General features: G+C 71.4%; 18 protein-coding genes. 10 read left to right on the forward strand and 8 right to left on the reverse strand.

The annotated features are described in order from the left end of the window. Positions 1-61 precede the first annotated feature (61 nt). Both ACFYO9_RS37080 and ACFYO9_RS37085 read right to left on the reverse strand, forming a co-directional pair. Positions 62-709, reverse strand: a complete 648-nt coding sequence (locus ACFYO9_RS37080) for an ABC transporter permease (RefSeq protein ID WP_355816990.1) — start codon at positions 707-709, stop codon at positions 62-64. Positions 710-780: 71 nt separating this feature from the next. Further along, on the reverse strand, positions 781-1251 hold the full coding sequence (locus ACFYO9_RS37085; protein ID WP_355816871.1) for an Lrp/AsnC family transcriptional regulator: 471 nt from the start codon (positions 1249-1251) through the stop codon (positions 781-783). 121 nt (positions 1252-1372) lie between these two features. On the opposite strand from ACFYO9_RS37085, the gene hppD reads away from it, so the two are divergent. The 4 genes from hppD to nthA all read left to right on the forward strand — a co-directional run bounded on the left by hppD (position 1373) and on the right by nthA (position 3810). Continuing rightward, the gene (gene hppD / locus ACFYO9_RS37090; RefSeq protein ID WP_358778668.1) at positions 1373-2521 is read left to right on the forward strand and encodes a 4-hydroxyphenylpyruvate dioxygenase; all 1149 of its coding nucleotides are present in this window, start codon (positions 1373-1375) and stop codon (positions 2519-2521) included. A gap of 146 nt (positions 2522-2667) precedes the next feature. Next, positions 2668-2949 carry a hypothetical protein gene (locus ACFYO9_RS37095; RefSeq protein ID WP_358778667.1) on the forward strand — a complete coding sequence of 94 codons (282 nt, stop codon included), beginning with the start codon at positions 2668-2670 and terminating at the stop codon, positions 2947-2949. Positions 2950-2971: 22 nt separating this feature from the next. Further along, positions 2972-3226, forward strand: coding sequence for an SH3-like domain-containing protein (locus tag ACFYO9_RS37100; protein ID WP_358778666.1), 255 nt, complete (start codon positions 2972-2974; stop codon positions 3224-3226). Then, on the forward strand, positions 3223-3810 hold the full coding sequence (gene nthA, locus ACFYO9_RS37105; RefSeq protein WP_358705612.1) for a nitrile hydratase subunit alpha: 588 nt from the start codon (positions 3223-3225) through the stop codon (positions 3808-3810). The genes ACFYO9_RS37100 and nthA overlap by 4 nt, the downstream gene beginning before the upstream one ends. Here the strand turns inward: nthA and ACFYO9_RS37110 are convergent. After that, complete coding sequence (locus ACFYO9_RS37110) at positions 3807-4370, reverse strand: quercetin 2,3-dioxygenase (RefSeq protein WP_358778665.1); 564 nt, start codon at positions 4368-4370, stop codon at positions 3807-3809. The two genes, nthA and ACFYO9_RS37110, sit on opposite strands and share 4 nt — an antisense overlap. 91 nt (positions 4371-4461) lie before the next feature. On the opposite strand from ACFYO9_RS37110, the gene ACFYO9_RS37115 reads away from it, so the two are divergent. Continuing rightward, on the forward strand, positions 4462-4923 hold the full coding sequence (locus ACFYO9_RS37115; protein ID WP_355816888.1) for a MarR family winged helix-turn-helix transcriptional regulator: 462 nt from the start codon (positions 4462-4464) through the stop codon (positions 4921-4923). Position 4924: 1 nt separating this feature from the next. Here the strand turns inward: ACFYO9_RS37115 and ACFYO9_RS37120 are convergent, their stop codons facing one another. Beyond that, complete coding sequence (locus ACFYO9_RS37120; protein WP_358778664.1) at positions 4925-6538, reverse strand: tetratricopeptide repeat protein; 1614 nt, start codon at positions 6536-6538, stop codon at positions 4925-4927. Between the two features lie 97 nt (positions 6539-6635). Here ACFYO9_RS37120 and ACFYO9_RS37125 point away from each other — a divergent pair, with 97 nt between their 5' ends. Then, positions 6636-8006: an FAD-linked oxidase C-terminal domain-containing protein gene (locus ACFYO9_RS37125; protein ID WP_358778663.1), complete on the forward strand. Its 1371-nt coding sequence runs from the start codon at positions 6636-6638 to the stop codon at positions 8004-8006. A gap of 100 nt (positions 8007-8106) precedes the next feature. On the opposite strand, the gene ACFYO9_RS37130 is transcribed toward ACFYO9_RS37125, so the two are convergent. After that, a complete protein-coding gene (locus ACFYO9_RS37130) occupies positions 8107-8592 on the reverse strand; it encodes an SsgA family sporulation/cell division regulator (RefSeq protein ID WP_355816896.1) in 486 nt (161 codons plus the stop codon). A 266-nt stretch (positions 8593-8858) separates the two neighbouring features. On the opposite strand from ACFYO9_RS37130, the gene ACFYO9_RS37135 reads away from it, so the two are divergent. Together ACFYO9_RS37135 and ACFYO9_RS37140 are read left to right on the forward strand one after the other, a co-directional pair. After that, positions 8859-10511 carry an RDD family protein gene (locus ACFYO9_RS37135; RefSeq protein ID WP_358778662.1) on the forward strand — a complete coding sequence of 551 codons (1653 nt, stop codon included), beginning with the start codon at positions 8859-8861 and terminating at the stop codon, positions 10509-10511. 120 nt (positions 10512-10631) lie between these two features. Then, the gene (locus ACFYO9_RS37140; RefSeq protein ID WP_355816901.1) at positions 10632-11339 is read left to right on the forward strand and encodes an RDD family protein; all 708 of its coding nucleotides are present in this window, start codon (positions 10632-10634) and stop codon (positions 11337-11339) included. 83 nt (positions 11340-11422) lie between these two features. On the opposite strand, the gene ACFYO9_RS37145 is transcribed toward ACFYO9_RS37140, so the two are convergent. After that, positions 11423-11707 (reverse strand): hypothetical protein, encoded by a 285-nt coding sequence (locus ACFYO9_RS37145; protein ID WP_358778661.1) that lies wholly within the window; start codon positions 11705-11707, stop codon positions 11423-11425. A 491-nt stretch (positions 11708-12198) separates the two neighbouring features. Here ACFYO9_RS37145 and ACFYO9_RS37150 point away from each other — a divergent pair, with 491 nt between their 5' ends. Together ACFYO9_RS37150 and ACFYO9_RS37155 are read left to right on the forward strand one after the other, a co-directional pair. Beyond that, complete coding sequence (locus ACFYO9_RS37150; protein WP_358778660.1) at positions 12199-14613, forward strand: immune inhibitor A domain-containing protein; 2415 nt, start codon at positions 12199-12201, stop codon at positions 14611-14613. Between the two features lie 156 nt (positions 14614-14769). Then, positions 14770-15078, forward strand: coding sequence for a hypothetical protein (locus ACFYO9_RS37155; RefSeq protein WP_355816910.1), 309 nt, complete (start codon positions 14770-14772; stop codon positions 15076-15078). Between the two features lie 147 nt (positions 15079-15225). Here the strand turns inward: ACFYO9_RS37155 and ACFYO9_RS37160 are convergent, their stop codons facing one another. Together ACFYO9_RS37160 and ACFYO9_RS37165 are read right to left on the reverse strand one after the other, a co-directional pair. After that, positions 15226-15810, reverse strand: a complete 585-nt coding sequence (locus ACFYO9_RS37160) for an isochorismatase family protein (protein ID WP_358778659.1) — start codon at positions 15808-15810, stop codon at positions 15226-15228. Positions 15811-15977: 167 nt separating this feature from the next. After that, positions 15978-17306 carry a nicotinate phosphoribosyltransferase gene (locus tag ACFYO9_RS37165; RefSeq protein ID WP_358778658.1) on the reverse strand — a complete coding sequence of 443 codons (1329 nt, stop codon included), beginning with the start codon at positions 17304-17306 and terminating at the stop codon, positions 15978-15980. Between the last annotated feature and the right edge of the window lie 44 nt (positions 17307-17350).

Genomic DNA, 17350 nt, shown 5'->3' on the forward strand with positions numbered 1-17350 from the left:
GGTGGCCCCGGACGTGGTGGTGGCCCCGGAGGTGGTGGCACCCCCGCCGGTCTCGGTCGCCTCAGACACGGATCCCCCTTGAGATGGTCAGCCGGCCGATCAGGACGTACGCGGCGTCGAAGAGCAGGGCCAGGACGATGATCCCCAGCGTGCCCGCGAGCACCTGGTTGAGCGCGTTCTTGCTGCCGAGCGAGCCGATGCCGCGGAAGATCTCGTTGCCGAGCCCGGGGCCCGACGCGTACGCGGCGATGGCCGCGATGCCCATCAGCATCTGCGTGGAGACCCGGATGCCGGTCAGGATCGGCGGCCAGGCGATCGGCAGCTCCACCCGGAAGAGCCGGGCGAGCCGGGACATCCCGATGCCCTTCGCGGCGTCCACCAGGGACGGGTCCACGCCGCGCAGGCCGACGATGGCGTTGCGCACGATGGGGAGCAGCCCGTACAGGGTCAGCGCGATGACGGTCGGCGCCACGCCGAGCCCCACGACCGGGATGAGCAGGCCGATCATGGCGAGCGACGGCACGGTGAGGATGGTGGAGGTGGTGGTCGTGGCGAGGTTGCCCGCCCACTCGCTGCGGTACGTGGCGACGCCGATCACCACACCGATGACGGTGGCGACGACCATGCACTGGAAGACGGCGCTCGCGTGCTGGTACGCGTCCGTCAGGAGTTGCTGGTGGCGGTTGCCGAGGTAGTCCCAGAAGTTCACTGAAGTGCTCACCTCGCATCTGGTCGGAGGTACTCGGCGATCGTCGGGCCCGGGGACCCGCGATCGGAGACTCAGGGGTCTTCGGACGCCTGCTCCACCAGCGGGATGATCCGCAGCGGAACGGGGTTCTCCATGACGATGGCCGTGGAGGCCCGAACGATGCCATCAAAGCCCACGACCCGATCGATCACACGTTGGAGATCCGCGTTCGACCGGGCCACGAGGCGGCAGAGCATATCGCCGTGACCGGTGATGGTGTGCAGTTCGAGCACCTCGGCGACGCCCGCCAGATGGGCCCGTACGTCCGCGCCCTGGCCCTGTTTGATCTCCAGGGTGGCGAAGGCGGTGACGGGGTAGCCGAGGGCCGCGGGATCGACCTCCGGGCCGAAGCCGCGGATGACTCCATTGGACTGAAGCCGGTCCATCCGCGCCTGCACCGTGCCCCGCGCCACGCCGAGCCTGCGGGAGGCCTCCAGGACCCCGATGCGGGGCTCCCGGGCGAGGAGCACGATGAGCCGCCCGTCCAGATGATCGATCGCCATGACGCCTCCCAGATGGTCATGATGTACAGATAGCCCGCCCATCCTGGCCACCGACTGTGCAGTTTGACCACTGAAAACGCGAACTATTGCGCACCTTGCTGTTCGGCGGGAACCTCGGGCCATGACTGAGACCACCACCCACACCACCCCGGACACCGCGCGCGAGGCCGACCCCTTCCCGGTCAAGGGAATGGACGCGGTCGTCTTCGCCGTGGGCAACGCCAAGCAGGCCGCGCACTACTACTCCACGGCGTTCGGCATGAAGCTGGTCGCCTACTCCGGACCGGAGAACGGCAGCCGCGAGACCGCGAGTTACGTGCTCACCAACGGTGGCGCGCGCTTCGTCCTGACCTCCGTCATCAAGCCCTCCACGGACTGGGGACACTTCCTCACCTCCCATGTGGCCGAGCACGGCGACGGCGTCGTCGACCTCGCCATCGAGGTCCCGGACGCGCGCGCCGCGTACGCCTACGCCGTCGAGAACGGCGCGCGCGGCATCACCGAGCCGTACGAGGTCAAGGACGAGAACGGCACGGTCGTGCTCGCCGCCATCGCCACGTACGGCAAGACCCGCCACACCCTGGTCGAGCGCGGCGGTTACGACGGCCCGTACCTGCCCGGTTTCGTGGCCGCCAACCCGATCGTCGAGCCGCCGGCCAAGCGCACCTTCCAGGCCATCGACCACTGCGTGGGCAACGTCGAGCTCGGCAAGATGAACGAGTGGGTCGGGTTCTACAACAAGGTCATGGGCTTCACGAACATGAAGGAGTTCGTGGGCGACGACATCGCGACCGAGTACAGCGCGCTGATGTCGAAGGTGGTCGCGGACGGCACCCTCAAGGTGAAGTTCCCCATCAACGAGCCCGCCATCGCCAAGAAGAAGTCGCAGATCGACGAGTACCTGGAGTTCTACGGCGGCGCCGGCGTCCAGCACATCGCGCTCGCCACGAACGACATCGTGGAGTCGGTGCGCACGATGCGCGCGGCGGGCGTGCAGTTCCTCGACACCCCCGACTCGTACTACGACACGCTCGGCGAGTGGGCCGGTGAGACCCGCGTGCCCGTCGAGATCCTGCGCGAGCTGAAGATCCTCGTCGACCGCGACGAGGACGGCTACCTGCTGCAGATCTTCACCAAGCCGGTGCAGGACCGTCCGACGGTCTTCTTCGAGATGATCGAGCGGCACGGGTCGATGGGCTTCGGCAAGGGCAACTTCAAGGCGCTCTTCGAGGCGATCGAGCGGGAGCAGGAGAAGCGGGGCAATCTTTAAGCGGGGTTGATCGCGGGCTGCGCCCAGCTCGTCCTCAATCGCCGGACGGGCTTCGTCTTCGCGGGCTGCGCCCTGCTCGTCCTCAATCGCCGGACAGGCTCTGTCTGTCCGGCGATTTCGCGTCGCGGGACGGCTAGTGTGCGGGCATGGCCAGGATCAATGACGTCGGCGGGATGCAGGGGTTCGGGGTGCTCGACACCTCCGACGACACCGAGCCCTTCCACGCCGACTGGGAAGCCCGCGTCTTCGCCCTCAACAGCGCGCTGGTGCGCGAAGGCGTCTACAACCTCGACGAGTTCCGCGACGCGATCGAGACGATGTCGCCCGCCGACTACCTCGCCGCCTCGTACTACGAGCGCTGGTTCCACGCCATCCGTACGCTCCTGGAACGCAAGGGCGTGATCGAACCCGGCGCGCTCGATGAGTGACCGGTTCGGGCCCGGAGCCCGCGTGCGCACCGTGGCCCACGACCCGCCCCACCACACCCGCCTGCCGCGCTACGCCCGCGGCAAACGCGGCGTGGTCGTCGAGCCGGAGGGCTCCCACCCGCTGGCCGACGTCCGCTCCCAGGGGCGCGGTGACGCCCCCGTCGAGCAGGTCTACGCCGTGCGCTTCGACGCCCGCGAGCTGTGGGGCGAGGGCGACCACCACGTCGTCCTCGACCTGTGGGAAAGCTATCTTCAGCCGGAGGACGACACCCCATGAGCGGTACGCACACCGACGCCACGATCTCCCGCCAGGTCCGGCGCCTGGAGACCCTGTTGGAGGAGCGCGGCATCGTCGTCGGCGCCGCGCTCGACGAGATGCTGGACGCCTTCCTCGCCGGGGCGAGCCCCGTGAACGGGGCCCGGGTCGTCGCGCGGGCCTGGACCGACCCGGCGTACAAGGAGCGGCTGCTCGCCGACGGCACCGCCGCCGTCACCGAACTCGGCTACTCCGCAGGGGGAGTCCAGCCGCAGCGGCTGCGCGTCGTCGAGAACACCGAGGACGCGCACAACGTCGTCGTCTGCACGCTCTGCTCCTGCTACCCGGTCCGGCTGCTCGGCCCCTCGCCCAGCTGGTACAAGAGCGAGGCCTACCGCTCGCGGGTGGTGCGCGAACCCCGCGCCGTGCTCGCCGAGTTCGGCCTCCGGCTGCCGGAGGCCACGGATGTCACCGTGTGGGACTCCAGCGCGGAGACCCGCTACCTGGTCCTGCCGCGCCGCCCCGCGGACACGGCGGGGCTGACCGAGGACGAGCTGGCGGCGCGGGTGACCCGCAACGGTCTGATCGGCACGGCCGCGCTCTAGAGATCCCGCGTGCGCCACTCGTGGCCGGGCAGGAACGTCACGTCGTAGTGCTCGGGAACGGTCTCGAACGAGCGGCGTTCGGGGGTCAACGGCCGGTGCGGGAGCCCGTGTTGCTCCGTCGGGGCGCCGAGGTTCTCGAAGAAGCGCTCGAAGGTGCCGCCAGGCCCCGCGGCGACCCCGACGACCTGGCTGTGGTGGCGCTCCATGCGGTAGGCGTGCCGGCAGTTCTTGGGCACGAAGCCGAAGTCGCCGGGGGTGAGCAGCTTCTCCTGCTGCACGCCCTCGGTGTCCTCGACGAAGAGGCGGACCGCGCCCTGGGTGACGTAGAAGACCTCGTGGGTGTCGGCGTGCACGTGGGCCGGTATGAGGTCGCCCTTGGGCCCCTCGACGGTGAAGAAGTTGAAGGTGTTCTCGGTCTGCTCGCCGCCCGCGTACACGGTGATGAGGTCCCCGAAGAGGTGCGCGCGGTCGCCCTCGCCCTTCTCGATGAAGTACGGCTTGCCCGGCTCCGGGGGGATGCGGGAGGCCCGGCGGTGGCGGGTGGCGTACTCGATGGTCATGGGCGTGCTCCTTCGTGGCGGTGATCTGTCGTATCGGTGATCTGTCGTGGCGGTGCTCTGTCGGACATCCGTGTCAGGTACCCTGACATTAATGACGCAGAAGCCCGCCCGACGCAACCTCCCCCAGCTCCTCGGCGAAGCCCGCCGCTGGTTCGAGGAGGGGCTCCTCGCCGCCATGGCGGCGGCCGGGGCCACCCCCGTCTCGCCCACCCAGGTCCAGCTCTTCGCCGTCCTCGACGACGACGGCACCACCGTCTCCGAGCTCGCCCGCCGCATGGGCGTCACCCGGCAGACCGCCCACCAGGCGGTACACGGCCTGGTCGGCGCCGGGCTGCTCGCCCAGGTGCCGGACCCCGCCTCCGCGCGGCAGCGGCTGATCCGGCGTACGGCGGAGGGTGAGCGGGCGCACCGGGCGGCCGAGGCGGTCCTCGTACGGATGGAGGAGCGGCTCGCCGAGCGCATCGGCCCTGCGGCGGCCGACGCCCTGCGCGCGGCCCTGGAGGCGCCGTGGGGCCCGCCGGCGGAACCGGAGCCGCCCGGCGCGGACCGCTGAGTCAGTTGCTCCCGGAGGAACCGGATGAGCTGGAGGAACCGGATGAGCCGGAGGAACCGGACGAGCGGGGCCGAGGCGTTTGCCCCCGCCCCCGCGCGGACTGGCGCTGGGTCGTACGCCGCTGCGGCTGCCCTCGTCGCGGCGTGCGCCGCGGCTTCACCTCGGTGATCTCCGCCGCGGGACCCGACGCGTACATCTCCTCCGGGCCGCCCTCCGGCGGCTCGCCCAGCGCCTCAAGGGCCCGCTTCGCCGCGGGCACGGCCAGCGGCGAGAAGAACGGATTGACGCGCATCGCCTCACCGATGTGGCGCCGCGCCGCCCCGTAACGCTCCAACTCCCGTTCGATCTCGCCCCGGTGATAGGCGATCAGGGCGCTGCGCGGCCCCTTTTCCATCGCCTTCGTCGCCAGTTTCAGGGCCGCCTTGTCGTTGCCGGCCCTGTGCAGCGCCCAGCCCAGCGCGTCCGCCGTCTGCGGGCTGCCGTGCCGCTTGTACTCCGCGGTGAGCCGCTTCACCGCCGCGTCGGCGTCACCGTGGTCCGCCTCGAACAGGCCGAGGATCCGTTCGTTGTTGACGCCGCCCGCGGCCTCCTGCTTCACGCGCGCCCGCAGCGCGTCGTACTGCGCCCGCGCCGCCGGCCTCAGCTTCAGCGACTCGTACAACTCGCCCAGTTCCAGGTCGTATTCGGGCAGCGGGTGGCGGAGGATCGCCGCGCGGTAGGCCTGCAGCGCCTCCGAGGGGCGGCCGAGCGCGGCAAGGGCCCGGCCCCGGCCCGCCATCGCCGGGTGGTGGTCGGAGTCCGCGGCGAGCGCGGCGTCGTCGTAGCGCAGCGATTCCGTCGGCTCGCCCCGCTCCCACGCGAGCTCCGCGACGTGGTGCAGGCACGCCGCCTTCTCGGCGGGGGAGCGGGCCAGGGCCGCCGCGTCGACGAGCTCCGCGTTCGCGTTCTCGCGCCAGCCGCGGTCGCGGTAGACCTGCCCGGCGAGCGTCCGGACGGTCGTGGCCGAACCCGACCCCGAGCCCGACCCCGAGCCCGACCCCGACCCCGAGCCTGAGCCCGACCCCGAGCCCAGCTTCTGTAGCGACTCCAGCTCCCGGCCGACCCCCTTGGCGTCGCCGAGACCCGAGTACGCGTCGATCAGCGCGGCGTGGGCCGCCCACCGCTTCGGCGCCTCCTTCACCGCGAGCTCGCCCCACTTCTTGGCGGCGCGGTAGTCGTGCCGGGCGTCGGCGAGGGCGGCGAGCCCCGTCAGGGCCTCCGGGTTCCCCTGGGGTCGTACCCGGAGCGAGGTGTTCAGCGCGGTCTCCGCCTTCGGGAAGTCGGCGACCATGGAGCTGCGCACGCCGCGCGCCACGTACGCCGAGCCGAGCACCGCCCAGGAGTGGTCGTCGCGCGGGTTCGTCCGCACGAACGCCTCCTGCTCGCCGATGAGCGCCGCGAGGTCCGGCAGCGCGGCGGGCACCCCCGTCCCGACCGCCGCCATCGCCCGCCCGGCGGGTCCCAGCGCGGGTGGCGCCGCCTTGTCCCCGGACGGCGGCAGCAGTACGTACGCGCCGCCGAGCACCACGCTCCCCGCGACGGAGGCGACCAGGACACGCTTCACCCAAGGGTTCATGCCGTTCACTGTGCGTCAATAGGAAGAGCACATCCGGGCGGCGGAACGTTGTCGTACACGGGTTCACACCGATGGCCCCGGGTGCAAGGCTGTGATCATGAGCCGCACGCTGATCGAACTCCTCCAGGAGGGCCTCCCGGCCGAGGCGGTCCTCACCGACCCCGACGTCACCTCCTCGTACGCGCACGACATGGCGAGCTTCTGCGCCGCGGGCGCACCGGCCGTCGTCGTGCTTCCGCGCACCGTCGAGCAGGTCCAGCACGTCATGCGCACCGCCACCGAGCTGCGCGTCCCCGTCGTCCCGCAGGGCGCCCGCACCGGCCTGTCCGGCGCCGCCAACGCCAGCGACGGTTGCATCGTCCTGTCCCTGGTCAAGATGGACCGCATCCTGGAGATCAGCCCCGTCGACCGCGTCGCGGTCGTCGAACCGGGCGTCGTCAACGCCGCACTGTCCCGCGCGGTCGGCGAGCACGGCCTGTACTACCCGCCGGACCCCTCCAGCTGGGAGACCTGCACCATCGGCGGGAACATCGGCACCGCGTCCGGCGGCCTGTGCTGTGTGAAGTACGGCGTCACCGCGGAGTACGTCCTCGGCCTCGACGTCGTCCTCGCCGACGGGCGGCTCATGAGCACCGGGCGCCGCACCGCCAAGGGTGTCGCCGGCTACGACCTGACGCGGCTCTTCGTCGGCTCCGAGGGCAGCCTCGGCATCGTCGTCCGCGCTGTCCTCGCGCTCAAGCCCGAGCCGCCCCAACAGCTCGTCCTGGCCGCCGAGTTCGGCTCGGCGCAGGCCGCGTGCGACGCCGTCTGCCGGATCATGGAGGGCGGCCACGTCCCGTCCCTCCTCGAACTGATGGACCGTACGACGGTGAAGGCCGTCAACGCCATGGCCCAGATGGGGCTGCCCGAGACCACCGAGGCGCTGCTGCTCGCCGCCTTCGACACCGCGGACCCCTCGGCGGACCTCGCCGCGGTCGGCGCGCTCTGCGAGGCCGCGGGCGCCACCCAGGTCGTCCCGGCCGAGGACGCGGCGGAGTCCGAACTCCTGCTCCAGGCGCGGAGGTTGTCGCTCAACGCGCTGGAGGCGGTGAAGGGCACCACGATGATCGACGACGTGTGCGTGCCGCGCTCCAGGCTCGCGGACATGCTCGACGGCGTCGAGCGCATCGGCGAGAAGTACGGCCTGACCATCGGGGTCTGCGCGCACGCGGGCGACGGCAACACCCACCCCACCGTCTGCTTCGACGCGGCGGACCCCGACGAGAGCCGGCGGGCCCGCGAGTCCTTCGACGAGATCATGGCCCTCGGCCTGGAACTCGGCGGCACCATCACCGGCGAGCACGGCGTCGGCATCCTGAAGAAGGAGTGGCTGGCGCGCGAACTCGGCCCGGTGGGAGTGGAGATGCAGCAGGCCATCAAGGCCGCCTTCGACCCGCACTCACTCCTCAACCCGGGCAAGCTCTTCTGAAACCCGGGCAAGCCCTTCCGACCGGACCTGGACCTGGACCCGGACCCGGTCCCGGTCCCGGACTCTTCCCGCTCCGCTCTCGCCCCCGTGGCGGCGGTGCTCACTCACCGTCCTTGGACTCGTCGGACGGCCACGGGTCGCGCAGCCACAACTCGTCCGCGCGGGTGCGGCCCGACGCGGGCGCGAGCAACTCGGCGAGGCCGTCGTCGATGCCGAGCTGCTCGGCCTCGGAGCCCGGCGGCACCACCCGCAACGTCCGCTCCAGCCAGGCGGACACGGCGGTGGCGGGCGCCTCCAGGAGCGCGTCGCCGTCCGGCGAACTCAGCGCCATCAGGACGACGCTGCGGCCGTCCACCTTCGTCGGCCACACCCGCACGTCGCCGTGGCCGCACGGCCTGAACACCCCCTCCACCAGGAGCTCCCGGGCGAACGTCCAGTTCACCGGGTGCTCGGAGCCGATGTGGAAGGCGATGTGGACGGCGTACGGGTCGTCGGTGCGGTAGGTGAGGCGGGCCGGTACGGGGATGACCCGCTCCGGCGAGAGGACCAGCTTGAGCTCCAGTTCGCGTTCCACCACGGAGTGCATGTCGATGCCCTTCCTTGCCTGTAGGGGCCCTGGGAGCGGACCCGTACGAGTGGAGAGCGCGAGATCCCCCGGCCATTACGCGGGTTCGGGAGAATTTCTCCGGACGCCGTCGCCGCGGTCGCCGCCAAGGGCGGGGGAGGGGCGGGGGATGTGTGGGGAGCGTGCCCGGAAAGTGGTCCGTAGGGCGGGAGACGCCCGGTGGGACACGGAGGTCTGATAGATGTGGAGCCCCCAGAAGACCCCCGAGCAGATACGGGACGACGGACATGAGCGCCCCAACTCCGGCCCCAGGCGACGACCGGCCGCGCGAAGGCTACTACCCCGACCCGTCCATTCCCGGATATGTCCGGTACTGGAACGGTGCCGCCTGGGTCCCCGGTACGAGCCGTCCCGCGCCGTCCGACGGCGAACCGCTGCCGCCTCCGCCCGGTGCGGGTGCGGGTATCGGCCCCGACGCGGGTGCAGGTTCCGCGGTGCCGCCCGCCGTGGAGGAGACGGGCCCGCACTTCTTCGACGAAGACCCGCCGGCCGGCGGGCCCCAGCAGTCCGGCGGCCCGGCGCAGTCCGGTGGTCCGGAGCAGGCCGGCCGCGCCGACCAGCACGGCTCCCGGCCCGAACCCGCGTCGGCGTGGGGCGCGGACGCGGGCCGCCAGACCGGCCTCGGCGGCGAGCCGGACCACAAGGTGGTCTGGGGCGCCCCGGGCCAGCCCGACCCGCGCGTGCCGAGCGACGCGGCGCCCCGCGCGGAGTCCCCGGCCCCCGGCACGGCGCTGCGGCCCGCCGAGCCGCCGCAGGACGAGAGCAACCCCGGCACGGTGACGATCCGCGCCGTGCCGCCGGGCACGGCGAAGCCGCCGACCGGCGAGGGCACGGTGACGTTCCGCCGCCCGACGGGCCCCGTGCCGCCCGCCGCGGGCAGGCCAGGCGGCGCGGCCACGCCCGCCCCCTCGGCCGGCACCGACGGCACCATGTCGATCCGCGCGATCCGGCCCAAGTCGGCGCTGCGGGGCGGCGGTCGGACCGCGGCCGCGCAGTCGCCCGTACCGCAGCAGACCGCCGACCCGGCCGCCTCGGGCCCGGCCCCGGCGCCGACCCCGGCCCCCGCACCGACCCCGGCGCACCAGCAGCCGCAACCGCAACCGCAGCCCCAGCCTCAGCCGCACGCCCAGCCCCAGCCCCACCAGCAGCCCCAACCCCAGCCCCAGCCCCAGCCCCAGTCCTCCGTGCCGCAGCAGGGTGGCGTCCCCGCCCCCGTCACCTCGGGGCCCGGCGGCGGCTCGCCCTCCTGGGCGCAGCAGGTGCACCAGCTCGCACAGCCGCAGCCCGGGACGCCCACACCGGGCCCCGCCCCCGCACAGGAGGGCGAGGGGCAGCCCGTCGTGCCGTGGAAGCCGGTGGCCGAGGACCCGTTCCTCGCGGTCGCCCGCGCCCAGGCCGCGGCGCGCCCCGCGGGACTCGGCAGGCGCCTGGTGGCCCGGCTCATCGACACCGTCGCGCTCGCCGCCGTCACCGGCGCCGCCGCGCTGCCGCTCGGCACCAAGGCCGCCGACCACGTCGACAGCAAGATCGACGCGGCGAAGCTGTCCGGCCAGAAGACCACGGTCTGGCTGCTGGACGGCACCACCGCGGGCTACCTCGGCATCGTCCTCGCCGTCCTGCTCCTCTTCGGCGTCGTCTACGAGGCACTGCCCACCGCCAAGTGGGGCCGCACCCTCGGCAAGAAGGTGTGCGGGCTCCAGGTGCGCGACATCGAGGAGCACGAGGCGCCGACCTTCGGGGCGGCGCTGCGGCGCTGGCTGGTGTACAGCGTGCCGGGCGTCCTGGTGATCGGCGTGGTGGGCATGGTGTGGTGCGTCTTCGACCGGCCGTGGCGCCAGTGCTGGCACGACAAGGCGGCGAACACCTTTGTCGCGGGGTGACGGCGGGCGCGGCGGCGGGGCGGCGGTGAGGTGACGGCGGGGCGGCGGGGGTGACGGCCGGGTAACCCGGTCAGCCGCTCGCCGGATGCGGAGCGGGGACCGGCGCGGTCGACTCGGGCCATGAGCACCGAACCGCCGCAATACCCGCCGCCGGACGACGACCCGTTCAAGAAGCAGCCCCCGCAGCAGCCCCCGCAGGGCGGCGGTTCGCCGTACGACACCCCGCCCACGGGCCCGCCCCCGGGCGGCGGCTCCCCCTACGGCACCCCGCCGCCGGGCGCGGGCGGCGGCTCCCCTTACGGCACCCCGCCGGGCTCCGGGCCCCCGCCCTACGGAGGCGACCCGTACGGGGGCGGGCACGGCGGGCAGGATCCCCTCGCCGGGATGCCGCCGCTCGCCGACAGCGGCAAGCGGACGCTCGCCCGCGTCATCGACATGATTCTGGTGGGCATCGTCGTCGCCCTGTTGTCGTGGGCCTTCGGCACCGCCGAGTACGACATCGACCCGGACGACGTGAACACGGGCCGCTCGTTCGGCCAGGCCCTGCTGGCCGCCGTGCTCTACATCGCGTACGACACCTTCATGATCTCCAGGACCGGGCAGACGCTCGGCAAGAAGTGGCTGGGCATGCGCGTCGCGAACCTCAACGACGGGGCCACGCCGAGCCTGCAGACCTCGCTGGCCCGCGCGGCCGTGCTCTGGCTGCCGTTCGCCTTCTGCTGCGCCTGCATCTGGACGGCGATCTGCGGCGGCTGGAGCTTCTTCGACAAGCCCTACAAGCAGGGCCTGCACGACAAGGCCGCCAAGACGGTGGTGGTCAGCGTCTAGGGGTGGCCCGGCGTCCAGGGGCGGCCGGCGTTCAGCGGTGACCGGCGCCCATCGGCGTCAGGTGGTGGTGGCGGGTCCGTGGGTCACGGGCCCGCCGGTTCGCGTACGGAGTCGGCGAGCACGGAGCGCTGCGCCGGGACGCGGTCGCCGGCGGGGGCGGCCGCAGGCGCGGTGCGGGCGGCGGGCGCCGCGGGCTGTTTCGGCAGCGGCACCGTCATGGCGACCAGTAAGCCGAGGCCGAGCGCGGCCATGGCTATCACGGCGATGCCGACTCCCGAGGCGGTCTGGGAGAGCAGCAGCATCGCGAGGGTCGACAGGATGACGGTCACCGAACCGTAGGTGATCTGTGCGGTGGTCGGACGTGGCATGGGACGCGGCATGACGTGATCCGTCCTCGGCAGTGATCCCCCCACGCCTTGTGAGCCATGGGGGCGGATGCGGGTGTGGGAACGGCTGTTGCGAATCAAAGGGTGCCTGACGGCGGCGACTTGGGATGTGTCGCCCAGCGCGGTGGCGCACCGTCGATTGACTCTATTCCGCACCATGCCCGACGGGAACGGTTGGTAAGCGTGACCTAACCCACGGTGCAGCAGCACAGGGGGCGCACGGGTTCATGGCGTCCATCAAGTGGACGGTGCGGCGCGCCCGTTGGCCCGCTCCGGCGGGGCGTGTGCCGTGTCCGCATAGCGGTGTTCCGCTTCTGCATAGTGCACTTGGCCTGTGCAAGTCAAGGTCTGTCTTTTCTCCCGTACTTCCGGTCGAATGTCGTCACTTGTGACGCGTACATCGCGCGCGGACCTCCTCCGACCGGGATCTCGGTCCGCCATTTTCGCGCGGGCGCGGGGGAGGAAAACACCAAGTGACAGCCAGAACACGGACGTTCAGAGCCACCGCGGTGGCCGTGGCGATGGCCGCTGCCGCCGCGACGTTCTCTGCGGCGACGGCCTCGGCCGACGGCGGGACCTCGTCGGGGGCTCCGGCCATCGACCGCCAGGACCCGTCGCGGACCAAGGCGCAGGTCGACCACGACCTCGACGGACCCTTCAGCAAGCAGCAGGCGCAGCAGCGCAAGGCGGCTCTGCAGCAGGTCGTCGCGGGCGACGCCAAGGTCCAGAAGAAGGGTGGCTCCCAGGTCGTCAAGCTCGACGACAAGAAGTACGTCGAGCTGGGCCGGGAGAAGACCGACAAGATCTTCACGATCCTCGTGGAGTTCGGGAACAAGGTCGACGACACGACCATGTACGACCCGGACGGGCCCGACGGCCCGCAGCCGCCGGTCAAGAAGTACGGCGGCAAGGCAGGCCCCGCGCACAACAAGATAGCCAAGCCGGACCGTGCCAAGGACAACAGCACGGCCTGGCAGAAGGACTACAACCAGAAGCACTTCCAGGACCTGTACTTCGGCAAGGGCAAGGACGCCAAGGGCAAGGCCAAGCACTCGCTGAAGACCTACTACGAGAAGACCTCCTCGGGCCGTTACTCGGTCGACGGTGAGGTCTCCGACTGGGTCAAGGTCGAGAACAACGAGGCGCGTTACGGCTCGAACTACTGCGGCGACACCAACTGCCCGAACGTCTGGGACGCGGTCAAGGACGGCGTGACCGCCTGGGCCAAGGACCAGAAGGCCAAGGGCCGCACGGACGCGCAGATCAAGGCGGACCTGGCCAAGTACGACCTCTGGGACCGCTACGACTTCGACGGCGACGGCAACTTCAACGAGCCGGACGGCTACATCGACCACTTCCAGCTCGTGCACGCGGGCGAGGACGAGTCGGCCGGCGGCGGCGCCGAGGGCGAGAACGCCCTGTGGGCGCACCGCTGGTACGCGTACGGCAACGACGCGGGCAGCACCGGCCCCGGCAACAACAAGGCCGGCGGCACCCAGATCGGCGACACGGGCATCTGGGTCGGCGACTACACGATGCAGCCGGAGAACGGCGGCCTCGGCGTCTTCGCCCACGAGTACGGCCACGACCTGGGCCTGCCCGACCTGTACGACACCACGGGCAAGGGCGACAACTCGGTCGGCTTCTGGTCGCTGATGTCGGCGGGCTCCTGGCTCGGCACCGGCAAGGACGCCATCGGCGACATGCCCGGCGACATGACCGCCTGGGACAAGTTCCAGCTGGGCTGGCTCGACTACGCCAAGGCGAAGGCCGCGACGACGTCCGAGCACAAGCTGGGCGTCTCGGAGTACAACACCCGCCACCGCCAGGCGCTCGTCGTCGACCTGCCGAAGAAGTCCGTCACCACCAAGGTCGTGAAGCCCGCCGAGGGCACCAAGCAGTGGTGGAGCGACCAGGGCGACGACCTCAAGAACACCCTGACCCGCTCGGTCGACCTGACCGGCAAGTCCAAGGCCGATCTCTCGCTGCAGGGTTGGTGGGACATCGAGGCCAACTACGACTACCTCTACACCGAGGTCTCGACGGACAACGGCGCCAACTGGACGCCGGTGGACGGTACCGCGGACGGCCAGCCGATCACCCGTGACGCCGGCGACAAGCCCGCGTTGACCGGTGCTTCGGGCGCGTACAAGAAGCTGGTCTTCCCGCTCGACGCCTACGCGGGCAAGAAGATCGACGTCCGCTTCCGCTACTCCACCGACGGCGGCGCGGGCGGCAAGGGCTTCGCCGCGGACGCCATCGCGGTCACCGCGGACGGCACCAAGCTGTTCGAGGACGGCGCCGAGGGCGACGACAACGGCTGGACGGCGAAGGGCTTCTCGCGCATCGGCGAGTCCTTCACCAAGAAGTACGACCAGTACTACCTCGCCGAGAACCGCCAGTACGTCTCGTACGACAAGACCCTGAAGGTCGGCCCGTACAACTTCGGCTTCTCGCGGACCCGTCCCGACTGGGTCGAGCACTACGCGTACCAGACCGGCCTCATGGTCTGGCAGTGGGACACCTCGCAGAAGGACAACAACACCAGCGCCCACCCGGGCGAGGGCCTGATCCTGCCGGTGGACGCGCACGCGAAGCCGCTGAAGTGGAAGGACGGCACGGTTCTGCGGAACAAGATCCAGCCGTTCGACGCGCCGTTCAGCAAGTTCGCGACGGACAAGTTCACGCTCCACAACGCGGACGTCGCGCTCAAGATCAAGTCCCAGAAGGGTGTCCCGGTCTTCGACGACCACAAGGGCACCTACTGGTACAAGGAGAACCCCACCGGAAGTGTGAAGGTCACTGACACGAACACTCAGATCAAGATCATCAAGCAGCCGAAGGACGGCTCCTCGATCACGGTCCAGGTGGGCCCCTCCAGGAAGTAACTAGCGTTTTCGCAGGTCAAGCCATGATCGGCCGTCGCCCCCTAGCGGGCGGCGGCCGATCGTGTTTAGGTGCGTCCTGAGGATTTCTTATTGACGCGGGGCCCGGACAGACCGGTCCACGGCCCCGTGCGATGTCTCACGGGGGTGTGACGAAACATGTCCGCAGGAGGTTTCTGCAAGCTGCCGAACGGCAGCGTGGTGGTGGCGCTGACCCTGCCGAGCCCGCAGCCGGCCGGCGGCACGGTCAGGATGATCGTGCACGCCGTGAACCGGGCGCGGGCCCTGACCAGGCTGCGGAATCTGGGCATGCGGGCGGTGTACCTGCGGGGCAACGCGGAACCGCCGACGCCGGACGAGGTGACGGCGGTGCTGCACCATCCGGACGGCCTCATATGGCGCACGGCGCGGGACGATGCGTCCGAGCTCTGGCACCCGATCCGAGCCCTGCGGAGACTCCCGCTCTGAGACTCTGCTGGTTGTCGTGCGTCTGCGGGCCCGCCGTGGCCGGTCGCGCAGTTCCCCGCGCCCCTGAACGGCACCTTCGCTCGGGCGGTACGCAGGACCACTCAGGGGCGCGTGGAACTGCGCGACAAGCCCCCACCGGCCCGCAGGTCAGACGACGGGCTTGCCCGTGAGTTCCACCCCGGCCGAGCGGAGCTCGGCCATCGCCGCCTCCGTGGTCGCCGCCGCGACCCCCGCCGTGAGGTCCAGAAGCACGGTCGTCCGGAACCCTTCCCGCGCCGCATCCACAGCGGTGGCGCGAACGCAGTGGTCCGTGGCGATGCCCACCACGTCGACCTCGGTGATCTCCCGCTCCCGCAGCCACCGCGCCAGGGAGAGCCCGTTCTCGTCCACGCCCTCGAAGCCGCTGTACGCCGCCGAGTACGCGCCCTTGGAGAAGACCGCGTCGATCGCGCCGGAGGCGACCGCGGGGGCGAAGTTCGGGTGGAACCCGATGCCCTCGGTGCCGGCCACGCAGTGCGGCGGCCAGGAGTCGACGTAGTCGGGGTGGTCGGAGAAGTGGTCGCCCGGGTCGATGTGGTGGTCGCGGGTGGCGACGACGTGCCGGTACCCCGGCTGGCCCTGGCCGATCAGCTCGGTGATGGCGGCGGCCACGTCCGCCCCACCGGCGACCGCGAGGCTGCCGCCTTCGCAGAAGTCGTTCTGCACGTCTACGACGATCAGTGCGCGGCGCATGGCGGGTGTCCTTCGGTTCGGCAGGGCGGGGGACCGGTGGGGGACTCGGCCGGATGAACCGAGCGTAGAGACTTCACACACGTTCCGGGAGGGGGCCGGCCCACCATCCGACGAGGGGCCGCGTGGCCCCCTCGGACGTACTCCGTGGATCAGACGTACTCCCTGGGTCAGACGTACTCCGTGGGAATGACCGCCTCGCCGCGCGATAGCTGGGTCGCCGAGAGGGGGAGGTGGGCGCGGGCCGCGGTGTGGCGGGCTCGGACCGTGTCGAGGGGCTCGCGGGCGACGATCTCGCCGCCCTTGACCAGCTCGACCAGGAGCGTGCGGTCGGCGAGGTCCGCGGGGACCGGGCCCGTGCCGACCACCTCCGCCTCGGCGACCCCGTACGCGTCGCTGCGCCGCGCCGCCCACTTGCGGCCGCCGAGGGACGACTTCGCGCCCATCGACTTCTTCGCCACCGGCTCCAGCGGCGCCTTCGGGTCCGCCGAGTGCGCGCGGGCCACCAGCTTGTAGACCATCGAGCAGGTGGGGTGCCCGGACCCGGTGACGAGCTGCGTGCCCACCCCGTACGCGTCCACGGGCGCCGCCGCGAGCGACGCGATGGCGTACTCGTCGAGGTCGGAGGTGACGACGATCTTCGTCTTGGTCGCGCCGAGCTCGTCCAGCTGCTGGCGTACCCGGTGCGCGACGAGCAGCAGGTCGCCGGAGTCGATGCGGACGGCGCCGAGCTCGGGCCCGGCGACCTCGACGGCGGTGCGGACCGCCTCCGTCACGTCGTACGTGTCCACCAGCAGGGTCGTGCCGGGGCCGAGGGAGTCCACCTGGGCCTGGAAGGCGTCGCGCTCGTTGTCGTGCAGCAGAGTGAACGCGTGGGCGCTGGTGCCGACGGTCGGGATGTCGTAGCGGAACCCGGCCGCCAGGTCCGACGTGGTCGCGAAGCCCCCGACGTACGCCGCGCGGGACGCGGCCACCGCGGCCAGCTCGTGGGTGCGGCGGGCGCCCATCTCGATCAGCGGCCGGCCGCCGGCGGCCGAGGACATCCGGGAGGCCGCGGCCGCGATGGCCGAGTCGTGGTTGAGGATGGAGAGGATCACCGTCTCCAGGAGCACGCACTCCGCGAAGGAGCCCTCGACCCGCAGGATCGGCGAGCCGGGGAAGTAGACCTCGCCCTCGGGGTAGCCCCAGATGTCGCCGCCGAAGCGGTAGTCGGCCAGCCACGTGAGGGTCGCCTCGTCGACGATGCCGCGCTCCCGCAGGAAGCCGAGGACGTCGGCGTCGAAGCGGAAGTTCTCCACGGCGTCCAGGACCCGTCCCGTTCCGGCCACCACGCCGTAGCGCCGGCCCTCGGGGAGTCTGCGGGTGAAGACCTCGAAGACCGAACGCCGGTCCCCGGTCCCCGCTTTCAGCGCGGCCTGCAGCATCGTCAGCTCGTACTGGTCGGTGAAGAGCGCTGTCGACGGAACATCCACCGGCAGGCCAAGGTCCGCTGTGTTCATACGAAGGATGCTACCCCCAATCTCGTCACTCTGACGATTTCGCG

Origin of the sequence: Streptomyces sp. NPDC005863, assembly GCF_042871345.1 — a bacterium.
GTDB lineage: Bacteria > Actinomycetota > Actinomycetes > Streptomycetales > Streptomycetaceae > Streptomyces.

What these genes read in the sequence shown, in the direction of transcription:
- nthA (WP_358705612.1), top strand. Translation starts at nt 3,223, where the DNA reads ATGAGCGGTACGCACACCGACGCCACGATCTCCCGCCAGGTCCGGCGC.
- ACFYO9_RS37120 (WP_358778664.1), bottom strand. Translation starts at nt 6,538, where the DNA reads ATGAACCCTTGGGTGAAGCGTGTCCTGGTCGCCTCCGTCGCGGGGAGC.
- ACFYO9_RS37125 (WP_358778663.1), top strand. Translation starts at nt 6,636, where the DNA reads ATGAGCCGCACGCTGATCGAACTCCTCCAGGAGGGCCTCCCGGCCGAG.
- ACFYO9_RS37135 (WP_358778662.1), top strand. Translation starts at nt 8,859, where the DNA reads ATGAGCGCCCCAACTCCGGCCCCAGGCGACGACCGGCCGCGCGAAGGC.
- ACFYO9_RS37130 (WP_355816896.1), bottom strand. Translation starts at nt 8,592, where the DNA reads ATGCACTCCGTGGTGGAACGCGAACTGGAGCTCAAGCTGGTCCTCTCG.
- ACFYO9_RS37085 (WP_355816871.1), bottom strand. Translation starts at nt 1,251, where the DNA reads ATGGCGATCGATCATCTGGACGGGCGGCTCATCGTGCTCCTCGCCCGG.
- ACFYO9_RS37165 (WP_358778658.1), bottom strand. Translation starts at nt 17,306, where the DNA reads ATGAACACAGCGGACCTTGGCCTGCCGGTGGATGTTCCGTCGACAGCG.
- ACFYO9_RS37095 (WP_358778667.1), top strand. Translation starts at nt 2,668, where the DNA reads ATGGCCAGGATCAATGACGTCGGCGGGATGCAGGGGTTCGGGGTGCTC.
- ACFYO9_RS37140 (WP_355816901.1), top strand. Translation starts at nt 10,632, where the DNA reads ATGAGCACCGAACCGCCGCAATACCCGCCGCCGGACGACGACCCGTTC.
- ACFYO9_RS37160 (WP_358778659.1), bottom strand. Translation starts at nt 15,810, where the DNA reads ATGCGCCGCGCACTGATCGTCGTAGACGTGCAGAACGACTTCTGCGAA.
- ACFYO9_RS37115 (WP_355816888.1), top strand. Translation starts at nt 4,462, where the DNA reads ATGACGCAGAAGCCCGCCCGACGCAACCTCCCCCAGCTCCTCGGCGAA.
- ACFYO9_RS37155 (WP_355816910.1), top strand. Translation starts at nt 14,770, where the DNA reads ATGTCCGCAGGAGGTTTCTGCAAGCTGCCGAACGGCAGCGTGGTGGTG.
- ACFYO9_RS37145 (WP_358778661.1), bottom strand. Translation starts at nt 11,707, where the DNA reads ATGCCACGTCCGACCACCGCACAGATCACCTACGGTTCGGTGACCGTC.
- ACFYO9_RS37110 (WP_358778665.1), bottom strand. Translation starts at nt 4,370, where the DNA reads ATGACCATCGAGTACGCCACCCGCCACCGCCGGGCCTCCCGCATCCCC.
- hppD (WP_358778668.1), top strand. Translation starts at nt 1,373, where the DNA reads ATGACTGAGACCACCACCCACACCACCCCGGACACCGCGCGCGAGGCC.